The sequence below is a fragment of the Pantoea phyllosphaerae genome (genome assembly GCF_051025595.1).
Lineage (GTDB): Bacteria > Pseudomonadota > Gammaproteobacteria > Enterobacterales > Enterobacteriaceae > Pantoea.
Genome location: NZ_JBPFDE010000014.1, coordinates 14,350 through 30,682, shown reverse-complemented (window position 1 = coordinate 30,682; position 16,333 = coordinate 14,350). Strand labels below are relative to the sequence as shown.

At 58.7% G+C, this 16,333-nt stretch carries 16 protein-coding genes; 9 read left to right on the top strand and 7 right to left on the bottom strand.

The features are described 5' to 3' along the window. The 7 genes from ftsQ (at position 1) to mutT (ending at position 8,601) form a co-directional block, all read left to right on the top strand. Positions 1 to 837, top strand: coding sequence for a cell division protein FtsQ (ftsQ, locus tag ACR6A7_RS17000; RefSeq protein ID WP_434126270.1), 837 nt, complete (start codon positions 1 to 3; stop codon positions 835 to 837). After that, a complete protein-coding gene (ftsA, locus tag ACR6A7_RS16995; protein ID WP_033749492.1) occupies positions 834 to 2,090 on the top strand; it encodes a cell division protein FtsA in 1,257 nt (418 codons plus the stop codon). Before ftsQ ends, ftsA begins: the two co-directional genes overlap by 4 nt. A gap of 69 nt (positions 2,091 to 2,159) precedes the next feature. Then, entirely contained in the window at positions 2,160 to 3,314 is a 1,155-nt protein-coding gene (ftsZ, locus tag ACR6A7_RS16990) for a cell division protein FtsZ (RefSeq protein ID WP_033749494.1), read from the top strand. A 101-nt stretch (positions 3,315 to 3,415) separates the two neighbouring features. Then, positions 3,416 to 4,333, top strand: coding sequence for a UDP-3-O-acyl-N-acetylglucosamine deacetylase (gene lpxC, locus ACR6A7_RS16985; protein WP_033749496.1), 918 nt, complete (start codon positions 3,416 to 3,418; stop codon positions 4,331 to 4,333). A gap of 302 nt (positions 4,334 to 4,635) precedes the next feature. Next, the gene (secM, locus tag ACR6A7_RS16980) at positions 4,636 to 5,142 is read left to right on the top strand and encodes a secA translation cis-regulator SecM (protein WP_434126267.1); all 507 of its coding nucleotides are present in this window, start codon (positions 4,636 to 4,638) and stop codon (positions 5,140 to 5,142) included. Positions 5,143 to 5,212: 70 nt separating this feature from the next. Then, complete coding sequence (secA, locus tag ACR6A7_RS16975) at positions 5,213 to 7,918, top strand: preprotein translocase subunit SecA (RefSeq protein WP_434126266.1); 2,706 nt, start codon at positions 5,213 to 5,215, stop codon at positions 7,916 to 7,918. A 287-nt stretch (positions 7,919 to 8,205) separates the two neighbouring features. Next, positions 8,206 to 8,601 (top strand): 8-oxo-dGTP diphosphatase MutT, encoded by a 396-nt coding sequence (gene mutT / locus ACR6A7_RS16970; protein ID WP_434126264.1) that lies wholly within the window; start codon positions 8,206 to 8,208, stop codon positions 8,599 to 8,601. 24 nt (positions 8,602 to 8,625) lie between these two features. Here mutT and yacG read toward each other — a convergent pair whose 3' ends face one another. Genes yacG through coaE form a run of 3 tightly spaced genes read right to left on the bottom strand, consistent with a single transcriptional unit; the run spans position 8,626 to position 10,188 of the window. After that, positions 8,626 to 8,823 carry a DNA gyrase inhibitor YacG gene (yacG, locus tag ACR6A7_RS16965; protein ID WP_434126263.1) on the bottom strand — a complete coding sequence of 66 codons (198 nt, stop codon included), beginning with the start codon at positions 8,821 to 8,823 and terminating at the stop codon, positions 8,626 to 8,628. A gap of 8 nt (positions 8,824 to 8,831) precedes the next feature. After that, positions 8,832 to 9,575 (bottom strand): cell division protein ZapD, encoded by a 744-nt coding sequence (gene zapD / locus ACR6A7_RS16960; protein WP_434126262.1) that lies wholly within the window; start codon positions 9,573 to 9,575, stop codon positions 8,832 to 8,834. A gap of 4 nt (positions 9,576 to 9,579) precedes the next feature. After that, positions 9,580 to 10,188, bottom strand: a complete 609-nt coding sequence (coaE, locus tag ACR6A7_RS16955; RefSeq protein WP_434126260.1) for a dephospho-CoA kinase — start codon at positions 10,186 to 10,188, stop codon at positions 9,580 to 9,582. Between the two features lie 216 nt (positions 10,189 to 10,404). On the opposite strand from coaE, the gene ACR6A7_RS16950 reads away from it, so the two are divergent. After that, a complete protein-coding gene (locus ACR6A7_RS16950) occupies positions 10,405 to 11,445 on the top strand; it encodes a GMP reductase (RefSeq protein ID WP_434126259.1) in 1,041 nt (346 codons plus the stop codon). 32 nt (positions 11,446 to 11,477) lie between these two features. Here ACR6A7_RS16950 and hofC read toward each other — a convergent pair whose 3' ends face one another. The 4 genes from hofC to nadC form a co-directional block, all read right to left on the bottom strand. After that, positions 11,478 to 12,677 (bottom strand): protein transport protein HofC, encoded by a 1,200-nt coding sequence (gene hofC, locus ACR6A7_RS16945; RefSeq protein WP_434126258.1) that lies wholly within the window; start codon positions 12,675 to 12,677, stop codon positions 11,478 to 11,480. Next, complete coding sequence (gene gspE, locus ACR6A7_RS16940) at positions 12,664 to 14,055, bottom strand: type II secretion system protein GspE (RefSeq protein WP_434126257.1); 1,392 nt, start codon at positions 14,053 to 14,055, stop codon at positions 12,664 to 12,666. The genes hofC and gspE overlap by 14 nt, the downstream gene beginning before the upstream one ends. Further along, positions 14,042 to 14,497, bottom strand: coding sequence for a prepilin peptidase-dependent pilin (gene ppdD, locus ACR6A7_RS16935; RefSeq protein ID WP_434126255.1), 456 nt, complete (start codon positions 14,495 to 14,497; stop codon positions 14,042 to 14,044). Before ppdD ends, gspE begins: the two co-directional genes overlap by 14 nt. Before the next feature lie 181 nt (positions 14,498 to 14,678). Further along, a complete protein-coding gene (gene nadC / locus ACR6A7_RS16930; RefSeq protein ID WP_434126253.1) occupies positions 14,679 to 15,575 on the bottom strand; it encodes a carboxylating nicotinate-nucleotide diphosphorylase in 897 nt (298 codons plus the stop codon). A gap of 197 nt (positions 15,576 to 15,772) precedes the next feature. On the opposite strand from nadC, the gene ampD reads away from it, so the two are divergent. After that, positions 15,773 to 16,324: a 1,6-anhydro-N-acetylmuramyl-L-alanine amidase AmpD gene (gene ampD, locus ACR6A7_RS16925; RefSeq protein WP_434126252.1), complete on the top strand. Its 552-nt coding sequence runs from the start codon at positions 15,773 to 15,775 to the stop codon at positions 16,322 to 16,324. Positions 16,325 to 16,333: the final 9 nt, after the last annotated feature.

Sequence of the window (16,333 nt, the reverse complement as noted above, 5' to 3'; positions counted from 1 at the left end):
ATGTCACAGGCGGCACTTAACGCACGGAACCGCGAGCCCCAGGAGCGCGTGCGCACGGGGCGCAGCAACGGGGCCAGACTGTTCGGCATCGTGTTTTTGCTGATGGTTATTGGCATTATGATTTTCGGCGGGCTGGTGGTGCTGAAATGGATGAACGACGCGTCGCGCCTGCCGCTTTCACGGCTGGTGGTGACGGGCGAAACCCACTACACCACGCACGATGATATCCGCCAGGCGATTTTGTCGCTGGGCGCGCCGGGCACCTTTATGTCGCAGGATGTCGACATCCTTCAGCAGCAGATTGAGCGGCTGCCGTGGATTAAACAGGTCAGCGTGCGCAAGCAGTGGCCTGACGAGCTGAAGATCCACCTGGTGGAGTATGTGCCGGTGGCGCGCTGGAACGATCTGCACATGGTGGATGCAGACGGCGTCTCCTTCAGCGTGCCGGCCAGCCACATCGGCAAAGAAACGATGCCGATGCTCTACGGACCGGAAGGCAGCGAAAAAGAGGTGTTGGCGGGTTACCACAGCATGAGCGACGTGCTGAAAGCCAACAAATTTACCCTGAAGGTCGCGTCGATGACGGCGCGACGGTCATGGCAGCTGGTCACCAGCGACGATGTGCGCATCGAACTGGGGCGCGGCGAGCCTATGAAGCGTCTTAACCGATTTATTGAGCTCTATCCGGCGTTGCAGCAGCAAGGGCAGAACGAGCACAAGCTCATCAGCTATGTGGATTTGCGGTACGACTCGGGTGCAGCCGTGGGCTGGACGCCGGAGCCCGTAGAGCTCCAGGACAGTAATCAGCAACAGAACCAGGCACAGGCTAAACAATGATCAAGGCAACGGACAGAAAACTGGTAGTTGGACTCGAAATTGGCACCGCGAAGGTCGCCGCCCTGGTTGGGGAAATTCTGCCCGATGGTATGGTCAACATTATCGGGGTGGGCAGCTGCCCATCTCGCGGTATGGATAAAGGCGGCGTAAACGACCTTGAGTCGGTGGTGAAATGCGTACAGCGCGCCATCGATCAGGCCGAACTGATGGCGGATTGCCAGATCTCTTCCGTCTATCTCGCCTTATCGGGTAAACATATCAGCTGCCAGAACGAAATCGGGATGGTTCCGATTTCCGAAGAGGAAGTGACTCAGGATGATGTGGAAAACGTCGTACACACTGCAAAGTCAGTGCGCGTGCGTGATGAGCACCGCATCCTGCATGTTATTCCTCAGGAATACGCTATCGATTATCAGGAAGGCATCAAAAATCCGGTCGGCTTGTCGGGCGTGCGCATGCAGGCAAAAGTGCACCTGATCACATGTCACAACGATATGGCGAAAAATATCGTCAAGGCTGTTGAACGTTGTGGCCTGAAAGTTGACCAACTGATTTTTGCCGGTCTGGCGTCCAGTTTTGCGGTGCTGACCGAAGACGAACGTGAGCTTGGCGTCTGTGTTGTCGACGTCGGCGGCGGTACAATGGATATTGCTGTTTATACAGGCGGCGCGCTGCGTCACACTAAAGTGATCCCCTATGCGGGTAACGTGGTCACCAGCGACATCGCCTACGCCTTCGGCACGCCGCCGACAGACGCTGAAGCGATCAAGGTTCGCCACGGCTGCGCGCTGGGGTCGATTGTCGGCAAAGATGAAAATGTTGAAGTGCCGAGCGTGGGCGGACGTCCGCCGCGTAGTCTGCAACGGCAGACGCTGGCCGAAGTCATCGAGCCGCGCTACACCGAATTGCTGAATCTGGTCAATGACGAGATTTTGCAGCTACAGGAACAACTGCGTCAGCAGGGCGTTAAGCACCATCTGGCAGCCGGGATCGTACTGACCGGTGGCGCGGCGCAAATTGAAGGGCTGGCCGCCTGCGCACAACGCGTTTTCCATACGCAGGTGCGTATCGGGCAGCCGCTCAATATCACTGGATTGACAGATTACGCGCAGGAACCTTATTACTCGACCGCAGTGGGACTGCTGCACTACGGCAAAGAGTCCCATATGAACGGCGATGCAGAGACGGAAAAACGCGCATCAGTGGGTAACTGGTTCAAGCGCATTAATAGCTGGTTGAAGAAAGAATTTTGATTTTAGAAAGGAGACCATGCTGGCACTGTTTATGGTCTCCAGGCGACAGGCACATAACGGAGAGAAATCATGTTTGAACCGATGGAATTAACCAATGACGCGGTGATTAAAGTCATCGGCGTCGGCGGCGGCGGCGGCAATGCCGTAGAGCACATGGTGCGCGAGCGTATCGAAGGTGTGGAATTCTTTGCTGTGAACACCGACGCTCAGGCGTTGCGTAAAACAGCGGTTGGCCAGACTATCCAGATCGGCACCAATATCACCAAAGGTCTGGGTGCCGGCGCGAATCCGGAAGTGGGTCGTACCTCGGCGGAAGAAGATCGCGAAGCACTGCGTTCTGCGCTGGAGGGAGCAGACATGGTCTTTATCGCTGCCGGTATGGGCGGCGGTACCGGCACCGGCGCTGCGCCGGTGGTGGCGGAAGTGGCTAAAGACCTGGGCATTCTGACCGTTGCGGTCGTGACCAAGCCGTTCAACTTCGAAGGCAAAAAGCGCATGGCCTTTGCTGAGCAGGGCATCGCCGAACTCTCTAAGCATGTCGATTCACTGATTACTATCCCGAACGACAAGCTGCTGAAAGTGCTGGGTCGCGGCATCTCTCTGCTTGACGCTTTTGGCGCAGCAAACGACGTCCTGAAAGGCGCTGTACAGGGCATCGCTGAGCTGATTACACGTCCGGGCCTGATGAACGTCGACTTTGCTGACGTACGCACCGTGATGTCCGAAATGGGCTACGCGATGATGGGTTCCGGTGTCGCCTGCGGCGAAGATCGCGCGGAAGAGGCAGCCGAAATGGCGATCTCCAGCCCGCTGCTGGAAGATATCGACCTGTCTGGCGCGCGCGGCGTGCTGGTCAACATCACGGCGGGCTTCGACCTGCGTCTGGATGAGTTCGAAACCGTGGGTAACACCATCCGCGCCTTCGCCTCTGACAACGCCACCGTGGTTATCGGTACCTCGCTGGATCCGGAAATGAACGACGAACTGCGCGTTACCGTCGTGGCAACCGGCATTGGCATGGACAAGCGTCCGGAAATTACCCTGGTGACCAATAAGCCAGCCAGCCAGCCTGTGATGGATCATCGCTACCAGCAGCACGGCATGTCGCCGCTGCCGCAGGAGCAAAAGCCGGCGGCTAAAGTGGTCAACGACCAGACTGCGCAGTCAAACAAAGAGCCCGATTACCTTGATATTCCAGCGTTTCTGCGTAAGCAGGCCGATTAGGAATAAGCTGAGAATTGGGATTCTCCGCTCTTTGTGCTAAAGTGTTCGCCCGCTGGTAAAGTATACTGGCGGTCGGATGGGTAATATTGCGAGATAATACGATGATCAAACAAAGGACATTAAAACGTATTGTTCAGGCGACTGGCGTCGGTTTACATACCGGCAAGAAAGTCACGCTGACATTACGCCCTGCGCCGGCTAATACCGGGGTCATCTATCGTCGCACTGACTTGAATCCACCGGTTGATTTCCCGGCTGATGCAAAATACGTGCGCGACACCATGCTGAGTACCTGCCTGGTGAATGATGAAGGCGTACGTATTTCGACGGTTGAGCATTTGAACGCCGCGCTGGCTGGTCTGGGTATCGACAACATCATTGTTGAAGTGGATGCGCCGGAAATTCCGATTATGGACGGCAGCGCCGCGCCCTTTATCTATCTGCTGATGGATGCGGGCATCGAACAGCTGAACAGCGCCAAGAAATTTGTGCGCGTTAAGCAGACTGTTCGCGTGGAAGATGGCGATAAGTGGGCCGAGATCAAGCCATACAATGGTTTCTCTCTCGACTTTACCATCGACTTCAACCATCCGGCGATCGACTCCAGCTCTCAGCGCTATCAGCTGAACTTCTCTGCCGACTCTTTTGTTCGTCAGATTAGCCGCGCGCGGACTTTCGGCTTTATGCGTGAAATCGAGTATCTGCAATCCAAAGGCCTGTGCCTGGGCGGTAGTCTGGATTGTGCGATCGGCCTCGACGACTTCCGCGTGCTGAATGAAGAAGGCCTGCGTTTTGAAGATGAATTCGTTCGTCACAAAATGCTGGATGCGATCGGCGACCTGTTTATGTGCGGCCACAACATTATCGGCGCGTTTACCGCGTTCAAATCAGGCCACGCACTGAACAACAAGCTGCTGCAGGCCGTCCTGGCGAAACAAGAAGCCTGGGAATGGGCTACCTTCGAAGACGAAGCGGAACTGCCGCTGGCGTTCAAGGCACCGAATCTGGTTCTGGCTTAATTACCCCGGAATCTTTAAAGGCTGGTATCTGCTGACAACCCTCTCCGGTCAGCAGTGCCAGCCTTTTTTATTGCGCTTTTTTTGGTCCCCTGAATTTTTCGGCATGCTTCGCAGCAAAGCGTGAAACGTTGCTGAAACGCTGAACAAACAGGCGGCTTTTCTTCCAGAGCGACTTTAAACACTGATGTGGGCGCCCCACATTAATGGTACTATCAGGCGCTCTGAGAAGCTGAGCGCCGCTGTTCAAAGAGAGCGGCAACCCCCTGACAACGACGCGATCGTTGATGCGCAATGGAAGAGTTGTGATCGGAATTTTTCTACGCTGGCGACATTTAGGCAGACGCTATTTCTGGCCTCATCTCCTGTTGGGGATGGTGGCGGCCAGCTTTGGCTTGCCTGTCTGCGCCCAGAGCGCTGAATTCAACCCTTCATCCGAATCCTCTTCCAGCAGCCTTTTCGTCGGCAATGCCGCGCGCTTCGATCATCTGATCCGACTGCAGGAAACGGCGCGCCGTCCCAGCTTTACGATAGATTACTGGCATCAGCACGCCATCCGTACCGTTATCCGCCATCTTTCTTTTACCCTGACGCCGCAGGCGGAAACGCCCGATAACCTGCCGCTGGCTGCGCACAGGCTGGCGCTGATCGATTCGCTTCAGGCATTGCTGACCACTCATACTTCTTTGCGCCAGCCGTCGCAGCCGGTCGCCAACGCGCCGCACGATGCGCTTGCTCCTGCCACTTCACTGGCCGACTGGCGCAGTAAAACCCATGCAATTCGCGCCGGACCGTCTACGCTGCTTGTCTGAAACGTCTTTTAAAATACCTATATTCATTATCGCAGCCCGCATTACGCGGCTGAATTGAGAAGTTTTTAATATGTTAATCAAGCTTTTAACCAAAATGTTTGGCAGCAGCAACGATCGTACCCTGCGCCGCATGCGCAAAGTCGTCGACGTCATCAACAAGATGGAACCGGATTTTGAGAAACTTTCAGACGACGAGCTGAAAGCAAAAACCGACGAGTTTCGCGAACGCCTGAAAAAAGGCGAGACGCTGGAAAATTTGATCCCGGAAGCCTTTGCGACAGTGCGTGAAGCCAGTAAACGCGTCTTCGGCATGCGTCACTTTGACGTGCAGCTGATTGGCGGCATGGTGCTGAACGATCGCTGCATCGCGGAGATGCGTACCGGTGAAGGTAAAACGCTGACCGCGACCCTGCCAGCCTACCTCAATGCGCTGAGCGGTAAAGGCGTGCACGTCGTCACCGTCAACGACTACCTGGCGCAGCGCGATGCGGAAAATAACCGTCCGCTGTTTGAGTTCCTGGGGCTGAGCGTCGGCATCAACCTGCCGGGCATGCCTTCGGTGGCGAAGCGTGAGGCCTACGCGGCGGATATCACCTACGGCACCAACAACGAATATGGCTTCGACTATCTGCGCGACAACATGGCCTTCAGCCCGGAAGAGCGCGTGCAGCGCAAGCTGAACTATGCGCTGGTGGATGAGGTCGACTCCATCCTGATCGACGAAGCGCGTACGCCGCTGATTATCTCCGGTCCGGCAGAAGACAGCTCGGAAATGTATACCCGGGTTAACAAAATCATTCCTGGCCTGATCCGTCAGGAGAAAGAGGGCTCTGACAACTTCCAGGGCGAAGGCGATTTCTGGGTCGACGAGAAAGCGCGTCAGGCGCACATGACCGAGCGCGGTCTGGTCAAGGTGGAAGAGCTGCTGGTGAGCCAGGGCATTATGGAAGAGGGCGAATCGCTCTATTCGCCGACCAACATTATGCTGATGCATCACGTCACCGCGGCTCTGCGCGCCCACGCGCTGTTTACGCGCGATGTGGATTACATCGTGAAGGACGGCGAAGTGGTTATCGTCGACGAACACACCGGCCGTACCATGCAGGGCCGCCGCTGGTCGGATGGTCTGCACCAGGCGATTGAAGCCAAAGAGGGTGTGGAGATCCAGAACGAGAACCAGACGCTGGCTTCCATCACCTTCCAGAACTACTTCCGCCTCTACGATAAGCTGGCCGGTATGACCGGTACGGCGGACACCGAGGCCTTCGAGTTCAGCTCTATTTATAAACTCGACACCATCGTCGTGCCGACCAACCGCCCGATGGTGCGTAAAGATCTGCCCGATCTGGTCTATATGACCGAAAAAGAGAAGATCGACGCGATTATTGAAGATATCCGCGAGCGTACCGCTAATGGCCAGCCGGTGCTGGTGGGGACCATTTCCATTGAAAAATCGGAAGTGGTCTCTAACGAGCTGACGCGTGCGGGTATCAAGCACAACGTGCTGAACGCCAAGTTCCACGCCCGCGAAGCGGATATCGTCGCACAGGCGGGGCAGCCGGGTGCGGTTACCATCGCCACCAACATGGCGGGTCGTGGTACCGACATTATGCTGGGCGGCAGCTGGCATGCGGAAGTCGCCGAGCTGGCAGAGCCGACCGAAGCGCAAATTGAAGCGATTAAAGCGGCCTGGCAGCAGCGCCACGATGCGGTACTGGCTTCAGGCGGTCTGCATATTATCGGCACCGAGCGTCACGAGTCGCGTCGTATTGATAACCAGCTGCGCGGCCGCGCCGGTCGTCAGGGCGATGCCGGTTCGTCTCGCTTCTACCTGTCGATGGAAGATGCGTTGATGCGTATTTTCGCCTCGGATCGCGTCTCTAACATGATGCGTAAACTGGGCATGAAGCCTGGTGAAGCGATCGAACACCCGTGGGTGACCAAAGCTATCGCCAACGCGCAGCGTAAAGTCGAGAGCCGCAACTTCGATATTCGTAAGCAGCTGCTGGAGTATGACGATGTGGCAAATGACCAGCGTCGCGCCATCTACAGTCAGCGCAACGAGCTGCTGGACGTTTCCGACGTCAGCGAAACCATCAACAGCATTCGCGAAGACGTGTTTAAAACCACTATCGACACCTACATCCCGCCGCAGTCGCTTGAAGAGATGTGGGACGTGCCGGGCCTGGAAGAGCGCCTGCGCGCTGACTTCGACCTCGACCTGCCGATCGCCGAGTGGCTGGATAAAGAGCCGGATCTGCACGAAGAGACGCTGCGCGAGCGCATCATGACGCGCGCCCGCGAGAGTTACGCCAGCAAGGAAGAGATTGTCGGCGTCGAGATGATGCGCAACTTCGAAAAAGGCGTGATGCTGCAGACGCTCGATTCGCTGTGGAAAGAGCATCTGGCGGCGATGGACTACCTGCGTCAGGGCATCCATCTGCGCGGCTATGCGCAGAAAGATCCTAAGCAGGAGTACAAGCGCGAATCCTTCGCGATGTTCGCGGCCATGCTTGAGTCGCTGAAGTATGAAGTGGTCAGCACGCTGAGCAAGGTGCAGGTGCGCATGCCAGAAGAGGTGGAAGCGATGGAGCAGCAGCGTCGCGAAGAGGCTGAGCGTCTGGCGCAGCAGCAGCAGCTTAGCCATGTTGACGATGAGGCGGCCGCAGCCGCATCACTGGCGGCGCAGGGCGGCGAGCGCAAGGTCGGACGTAACGATCTTTGCCCGTGCGGCTCCGGTAAAAAATATAAGCAGTGTCATGGCCGACTGGCCTGACAGTCGCAAAAAAGGCGCTTCGGCGCCTTTGAGCTTGTTAAAAATTGCAGACGCGGGTGACAAGGCCCGATCGCAAAGACGCAAAAGCGGCATCCATGTCAGCTCGGCCCGCGCACTCCCTTGCGCGGGACGCTTTGCTCTTCAGTCCATGTCACCCGCGTTTAAAATATGTCAGCTTTTAAAAGGCGCTTCGGCGCCTTTTTTCATGTCGACGCGGCGCGGTTAACTTTGCGCCATCCATGCTTTAAAATCAGCGCACCTTCACTTATCCGATGTGGAAAAAATTTATGAAGCACCTGCAGGTTGCCGTTGGCATCATCCGTAACGCCAATAAAGAGATTTTTCTGGCTCAGCGCCCGGCGTCGTCCCATATGGCGAATATGTGGGAGTTTCCCGGCGGTAAAATCGAGCCAGGCGAGAGCGCGGAAGAGGCGCTGAAGCGCGAACTGCTGGAAGAGACCGGCATCGAAGTGACGCAGGCGACGGCGATTGGTGCGGCAGATCATACCTATGACGCGCTGCGCGTCACGCTCAACTTCTTTCTGGTGGAAGGCTGGGAAGGCGAGCCGTGGGGACGCGAAGGGCAGCCACAGCGCTGGGTTGCGCAACGCAATCTGGTCGCAGAAGAGTTCCCGCCAGCTAACCATGCGCTGGTTGCGCGTCTGGTCGCCAACGAGCTTTAATATCAGGGGCGCGAGCCCCTGCTGTCAGTGCTGTGCTTCACTCCAGTCATCGCTTTCGTTCAGATCGCCTTCGCTAGGGATCCGCTTCTCTTCGTCTGCCCATTCGCCTAAATCGATCAGCTGGCAGCGCTTGCTGCAGAACGGGCGCCACGGACTGAGCTCATCCCAGATTACATCTCTCCCGCAGTGCGGACACTGAACGGTAATCACTTCATTTTGCATAGCTACCTCTAACAACAGGCCAGTTCAAAGTTGAGTCGTGCGGGCACTTCGCCGCGTTCGCTGTCCAGCGGCAGAAAGCGGATGGCGTAACGACTTTTGTGGCCGGAAACCTGGGGATAAAGCGCATCCTCCAGCAGGAGCTGAAGGCGCAGCAGATCGGCACCTTCGGCGTTATCCTGATAAAAACCGTTCAGGCTGGTCTGATGGCGGAACGCGCCTGACTGGCGAATAAGATCCAGAATCATCGCCAGGCTTTGATGCAGCGGCGTCAGCGTCTCCAGCCAGGCGGCGACATGGCCGTCGCGCACCTCCTGCGGCTGATGCAGCCAGATATGCAGTCCTGGCAGATCGAAGCTGCAACAGCCGCCCGGAATGCTGAGCCGCTGACGCACCAGGCCGATAAGTCGATCTTCGCGCAGCTGCTGCCCCATCCTCGGCGCGCTGTTGAGCTGAACCGCCTGCGCTTTGAGCTTGTCGCGCAGCGCATCAACCACGGCCATGTCAACGCCCGGTACGTCTGCCCAGGCGCGCAGCTTTTGCTGCTGACGCTCCAGCTCCTTCAGCAGTTCGGTACGCATATCGCCGCGCTCAAAAATATCCAGCAGCTCGCCGATGATGCGGAAAAAGGTCAGCGCCGAGGCGGTGCGGGTAACCGGGACCGTTTCATGCAGCTGCTGAATCAAGAATTCCACGCGCAGCCAGGTGCGCATTTTTTCATTCAGGGGATGTTCAAACAGAACGACTGTACTCATGGCGTTAATCCTGTTGCGTTGCCGCCAGCGTCAGATAGCGCTGGTGCAGAGCGGCAACCTGCGGCAGCGCCTCATCGGGCGTGCCGCTGTTATTAATGACGTCGTCGGCTACGGCGAGGCGCGCGCTGCGCGTCGCCTGAGCGGACAGAATATTTTGCGCCTGCTGGCGATCGATGCCGTCACGCTGGATGGTGCGCCTGAGCTGCGTCGCTTCATCGACGTCGACCACCAGAACGCGATCCGCCTGATGCTGCAGGCCATTCTCGACCAGCAGCGGCACGACCCACAGCACATAGGGCGCGGTCGACAACGCTTTCAGCTGCTGCGTGCGGGCATTAATCAGGGGATGAAGCAGATTATTCAGCCAGGTTTTTTCATCGGGCGACTGGAAAATAATTGCTCTCAGTCGGGCGCGATTCAGTGCGCCATGCGCTGTCAGAATGCTTTCGCCGTGCCGCTCCGCTATTTGCCGCAGCGCCGCCGATCCCGGCTCGACCACTTCGCGCGCGATAACGTCCGCGTCAATAATCGGCACGCCAAGCGCCGCAAAAGCATTGGCGATGGTGCTCTTTCCACTGCCGATTCCTCCGGTCAGCGCCACGGTATAAGGCATATTACTCTCTCAGGCGCGCTACGCAGCGGGCAAGCCGAAGCGCAAAACTGAGCGCGCGATCACAATGAAAATTCTCAGCTAAATTTATCGGATTGTAGCTTAAATAAAGTGAAATTCGCAGTCTTGTCGGCAGACGCAGGGCGCGTATGATTATGCCACTGGAGCCGTGTGCGCTACCCGAACTGCGATTCGCTGCCACTTACCAGGACAATTTTTATGCGTATTGAAGAAGATTTAAAGCTGGGTTTTAAAGACGTGCTGATCCGCCCTAAGCGCTCCACGTTGAAAAGCCGCTCTGAGGTCGAACTGGCGCGTCATTTTACCTTTAAGCATTCCGGCCTGAGCTGGAGCGGCGTACCGGTGATCGCCGCGAATATGGATACCGTTGGCACCTTCAGTATGGCGGAAGCGCTGGCCAGCTTTGATATTCTTACCGCCGTGCATAAGCACTACGGCGTCGACGACTGGCGCGCCTTTATTGAGCGTTCGCCGGTGTCGTTGTTGAATCACATTATGGTGTCGACCGGCACTTCAGATGCCGACCTGCAGAAGCTGACGGCGATTCTGGCGCTCTCTGCCGATCTCAAATTCATCTGTATTGACGTAGCAAACGGCTATTCCGAGCACTTTGTCACCTTCCTGCAGCGCGCGCGCGAACGCTTTCCAGATCGCACCATTTGCGCAGGCAACGTGGTCACCGGCGAAATGGTAGAGGAGCTGATCCTCTCCGGCGCAGATATCGTTAAGGTCGGCATTGGCCCGGGGTCGGTCTGTACCACGCGTGTGAAAACCGGCGTCGGCTATCCTCAGCTCTCTGCGGTTATCGAATGCGCAGATGCGGCGCACGGCCTGGGCGGCCAGATTGTCAGCGACGGGGGCTGCGCGGTGCCGGGCGATATCGCCAAAGCGTTCGGAGGCGGCGCCGATTTCGTCATGCTGGGCGGCATGCTCGCCGCGCATGACGAGTGTGAGGGAACCGTAGTCGAGGAGAACGGCGAGCAGTTTATGCTGTTTTACGGCATGAGCTCGGAATCGGCGATGAAGCGCCACGTTGGCGGCGTCGCGCAGTATCGCGCGGCGGAAGGCAAAACGGTGAAGCTGCCGCTACGTGGTCCGGTTGCCGAGACGGCGCGCGACATCCTCGGCGGCCTGCGCTCAGCCTGCACTTATGTCGGCGCAGAGCGGCTGAAAGAGCTGACCAAGCGAACCACCTTCATTCGCGTCGCCGAACAGGAAAACCGCGTTTTTAACCGTTAACCTCTCTCTTTCATCAGGGTGCCTGGCGCACCCTAATGCATCACATTTCCCAGCCCAAACACCGGCAGATACATGGCGATCACCAGCGTGCCGACGATGGCGCCAACAATCACCATCATTGCGGGTTCCAGCGAGGCGGCGAGCATATCGGCCAGCGCCAGAGTTTGTGCCTCATGCCACTCCGCGAGCCGTGCCAGCATGGTGTCGAGCGCGCCAGCCTCTTCCCCGACATGCACCAGCTGCATGCAGAGCGGCGTAAACAGCGGATGATCCTGCATCGCCTGGTGCAGCGGCGCACCCTGCGCAATATGGTGCTGAAGCGCCACAACGGCTTCGCGCCACAGCCGCGTGGTCAGCGTCGCCTCCACCGCCTGTAACCCCTGTAGCAGAGTAATGCCCGCCCGCTGCGTGAGCTGCAAAACCGCAAAGATCTGGCTGAGCTGGCTGCCACGCCACAGATCCGAAAGCAGCGGCAGACGCAGCATCAGACGCTGCTCCCACAGCTGCCACGCCGGCGAGCGCCGACGCAGCGCGCGCCAGGCGGCAGCCACGACCAGCAGCGCGACCGCAACCCAGCCGCCCCAGCGCTGCAGACCGACGGAGAGCGCCATCACCGCCGCGGTAAAGGCGGGGAGCGGAGCATTAAACGAGGCGTAGACCGAGACGAATTCCGGCAGTACGAACAGCAGCATGCCGACGCTTACCGCCACGGCCACCAGTAAAATAAACAGCGGATAGCGTAGCGCCTTGACCACTTTATTCCACAGGTGCTGCTGACGCGCCTGCTGATCGGCCAGCTGGGCGCAGCAGACGTCAAGCTGCCCAGTCAGTTCGCCCACTTGCATCAGCGCGGCGAACAAAGGCGGAAAAATCTGCGGCCACTGGCTTAACGCCTGCGAAAAGGGCTCGCCGCGCACTATCCGCAGCCGCAGCGCATGCAGCAGTACGCGCCAGCCGGGATGCGGATGACCTTGCGACAGCAGCGCCAGCCCCTGTGCCAGCGGCAGGCCCGCTTTGAGCAGCGTGGCAAGCTGTCTGATAAGGTCGATCTTCTGCTGCCATTTCCAGTCGCGCGCGCGCCACGTCCTGCGGCGCTGCCAGCTAACCGGCAGCAGATCCTGTTCCGCCAGCTGCCGCAGCAGGCTCTCTTCATCAGCCGCCAGCAGCTGGCCTTCATGCAGCTGCTGCTGGCCATTGACCGCCTGCCAGCAATAGAGGCTAAGCCGGGACATCTTCCAGACCGGTCACGCGCTGCATCTCCTCCAGTGAGGTTTCGCCGCGGCTGACCGCCTCCAGCCCGCCGATGAACAGGGGGCGCATACCCTGTTTTTTCGCCAGCGCCAGTACGCTGTCGAGCGGCATCTCGGCGGCGATGGCGTTTTGCAGCTTGCTGCCGACCGGTAATATCTCAAACAGCGCGAGCCGTCCGAAATAGCCGGAAAAGCAGTGGTCGCAGCCGGGCGCGCGCCAGGTTTGCAGCGTGCCGGGCCAGACGTCGGGCGGAAAATGCGCCATCGCCTGCGCTGGCTGACGACAGTGCGGACAGAGGCGCCGCACCAGCCGTTGCGCCACGATGAGCCGCAGCGCCGGCCCGAGCAGGTAGCCAGGAATGCCCATCTGGCGCAGTCGCGTCAGGGTTTCCGCCGTCGAGTTGGTATGCAGCGTCGATAGCACCAGGTGGCCGGTCTGTGCCGCCTTGACCGCAATCTCCGCCGTTTCCGCATCGCGGATCTCACCTACCATAATGACGTCGGGATCATGGCGCAGCAGGGCACGCAGCACCCGGTTGAAGTCGAGTCCGCATTTAGGGTTGATCTGCGTCTGGTTAATGCCGGCAAGCGGAATTTCCACCGGATCTTCGACGCTGCTGACATTCATCTCCGGCCGGTTCAGCGTGCTCAGGCAGCTATAGAGCGTAAAGGTTTTCCCGCTGCCGGTTGGCCCGGTCACCAGGATAAGTCCCTGTGGCTGCGCCAGTGCGGCGCTCAGCAGACGGCGCTGCGCGGCGGGCAGGCCCAGCTTATCCAGCGACAGGGTGCTGCTTTCGCTCTGCAGCAGACGGATCACCGCTTTTTCGCCATACTGCACCGGCAGCGTCGCCAGACGGAAGGCGGCGGGTTTGCCCTCCAGCGTTAGCGTAAACTGTCCATCCTGAGGTAGCCGCCGCTCGGCAATATCCAGCCCGCCGAGGATTTTCAGCCTGGCGATCAGCGCGGCGGGCGGCGCCTCGCTCAAAGGCGTCAGCGGCTGCAGCACGCCGTCGATGCGCAGCCGGATGCGTACGCCGTCGCGCTGCGGTTCGATATGAATATCAGAGGCCCGCCGCCGCAGCGCCTGCTGCAGCATCTGGTTGACGGCGTCGACCGCCGATTCCGGCAGCGCCTCGCGCGGTACTTCCGCTGAGGTGCTGCCGTGCTGGTGAAGGTCAAGCCGCGCCTGCGGCCAGCATTCGATCTCGATCTGACACTGGCTGGCGAAGTGCAGTGCCTCGCTGAGGCCCTCTGGCACCTGTTCCGCCACGGCGACGCGCAGCAGCGTCGCATCATGATGCAGCAACACGGCCCGATAGCGCTGGCATAGCGCACGTATAGCGGAATCAGGCATCGCCATCGTTAGCTCCTTTATCATCGAAGCGGAACTGCTCCAGACAGTTATCGCGCAGGTTGTCGCTGCTGCTGGTACAGCTGCGCTGCCATCTCAGGCTACCTTCCGTGCTGTCCCATACCGGCGTCATTTCGACGCTCAGGCCGTTCAGGCTCTCCTGACCGGTTAAGGTAATGACGCCGTTTACCACGCTGAGCGCGGAGACGTAACGCGAGCCTTTCGCCGCCGGAATGCCTTTCTCGCCAGCCTGACACTGCGCAGGGCCGCCGCGCTCCATGGCGCACAGCTCTACGGCCGTTTTATAAGGCACCATGGTTTGCAGCATGTCGGTGAGCGCCGCGCGCTGCAGGTAGTTTTGATAGGCCGGTAAGCCAATAGCGCTGAGGATCGCGACGATCCCCACCACAATCATCAGCTCGACCAGGGTAAAACCTTGTTGATTGGTCATGACATCGCCTCTTTCACGGAGAAGAGGGGGCAGAGTAGAAAAGCATGGGCGCTAAACCCAGCGGCGGATTTTCAGGCCGGAAAAAGGTGCGCAATAAAAGAGTTGGGTTGCAGTGCGGAGAACAATGAAGCGGAAGCTGACGCGCAAAAAAAGCCGTGCACGGCGGCACGGCGTAGGGACGTTACAGGCTGGTGAAGCGCATCGAGAGATCGAGCGCACGCACATGCTTGGTAAGCGCGCCGACGGAAACGTAGTCGACGCCGGTTTGGGCAATCTGCGGCAGCGTCGCTTCGGTCACGTTACCGGAGACCTCAAGCTGCGCGCGTCCCTGCGCACGCGCCACAGCCTCGCGCATCGCCTCGAGGGTAAAATTGTCCAGCATAATGATGTCAGCGCCCGCTGCCAGCGCCTGATCCAGCTCCTCCAGCGACTCCACTTCAACCTCCACCGGCACGTCCGGATGCAGCCAGAACGCTTTCTCTACTGCCTGCCGAATCGACCCGCTGGCGATGATATGGTTTTCCTTAATGAGGAAGGCGTCCGAGAGGCCGAGACGATGGTTCGCACCGCCGCCGCACAGCACCGCATATTTCAGCGCGGTGCGCAGGCCCGGCAGGGTTTTGCGCGTGTCCAGCAGCTGCGTGTGACTGCCTTCCAGCAGTTGTACATAGCGTCGGGTTTCGGTCGCGACGCCAGACAGCGTCTGGACAAAATTCAGGGCGGTGCGTTCGGCGGTCAGCAGCAGGCGAGAAGGGCCGCTCAGGGTAAACAGCGTCTGATCGGGCGTCAGGCTATCGCCATCCTCGACCTGCCAGCTCAGCGTGGCATGGCCGCCAAGCTGATTAAACACTTCCTCCACCCAGCGTTTACCACAGAAAACACCCGCCTCGCGCGTGATGACACGCGCCTGGGCCTCACTCTCTTCAGGAAGCAGCTGGGCAGTGATGTCGCGGTCGGCGTCGATTTCGCCGCCCAGATCCTCCTGCAAAGCGCGCGCGACCGTGGCAGGAATGTCCTGTTCGATTCGGGCGATTAGCGCCTGGCGACGGCTATCGGCATTATAACGGCGGGTTGGCATAGCGATTTCGCTCCTGATGACCTGAACAAAGAGGAAGCCACAATAGATCGAAACGGCGCATTTCACCAGTCGAAGTCGAATTTTTGTTTAGTATACTTAACTTGAAAACGGGAGGCGGCACCGCCGCACCTTTAGGCTGCAAAAAGTTATCGAAAATCATGCTATTCTCAGCCGGACTTTGCTAAGGAAAAACCAGCATGAAACTGGAACAGGGCTGGCTGACCGACATTCGTCAGGTGCCGTCGCCGCATTTTAATCAACGTCCCAACGACGAGGCTCCCTCGCTGTTGGTGATCCACAATATCAGTCTGCCGCCGGGCGAATTCGGCGGGCCGTGGATCGATCGGCTGTTTACCGGCACCCTGCCGCCCGACGCCCATCCCTATTTTGCTGATATCGCCCACCTGCAGGTCGCGGCGCACTGCCTGATTCGCCGCGACGGCGAAATCGTGCAGTATGTCTCTTTCGATCATCGCGCCTGGCACGCTGGGGTTTCCTGCTATCAGGGCCGCGAAAACTGCAACGACTTTTCCATCGGCATTGAGCTGGAAGGCACTGACGATCTACCTTACACCGATGCGCAATACCAGGCGCTGGCCGCCGTCACGCAGCTCCTGCTGCAGCACTATCCTTTAACGCCCTCGCGCATTACCGGGCACAGCGATATCGCCCCGACGCGCAAAACCGACCCGGGTCCGGCTTTTGACTGGGAGCAGTATCAGCAGCGGTTGGCGCAGACTTCTTTTTGATTTTCGCGG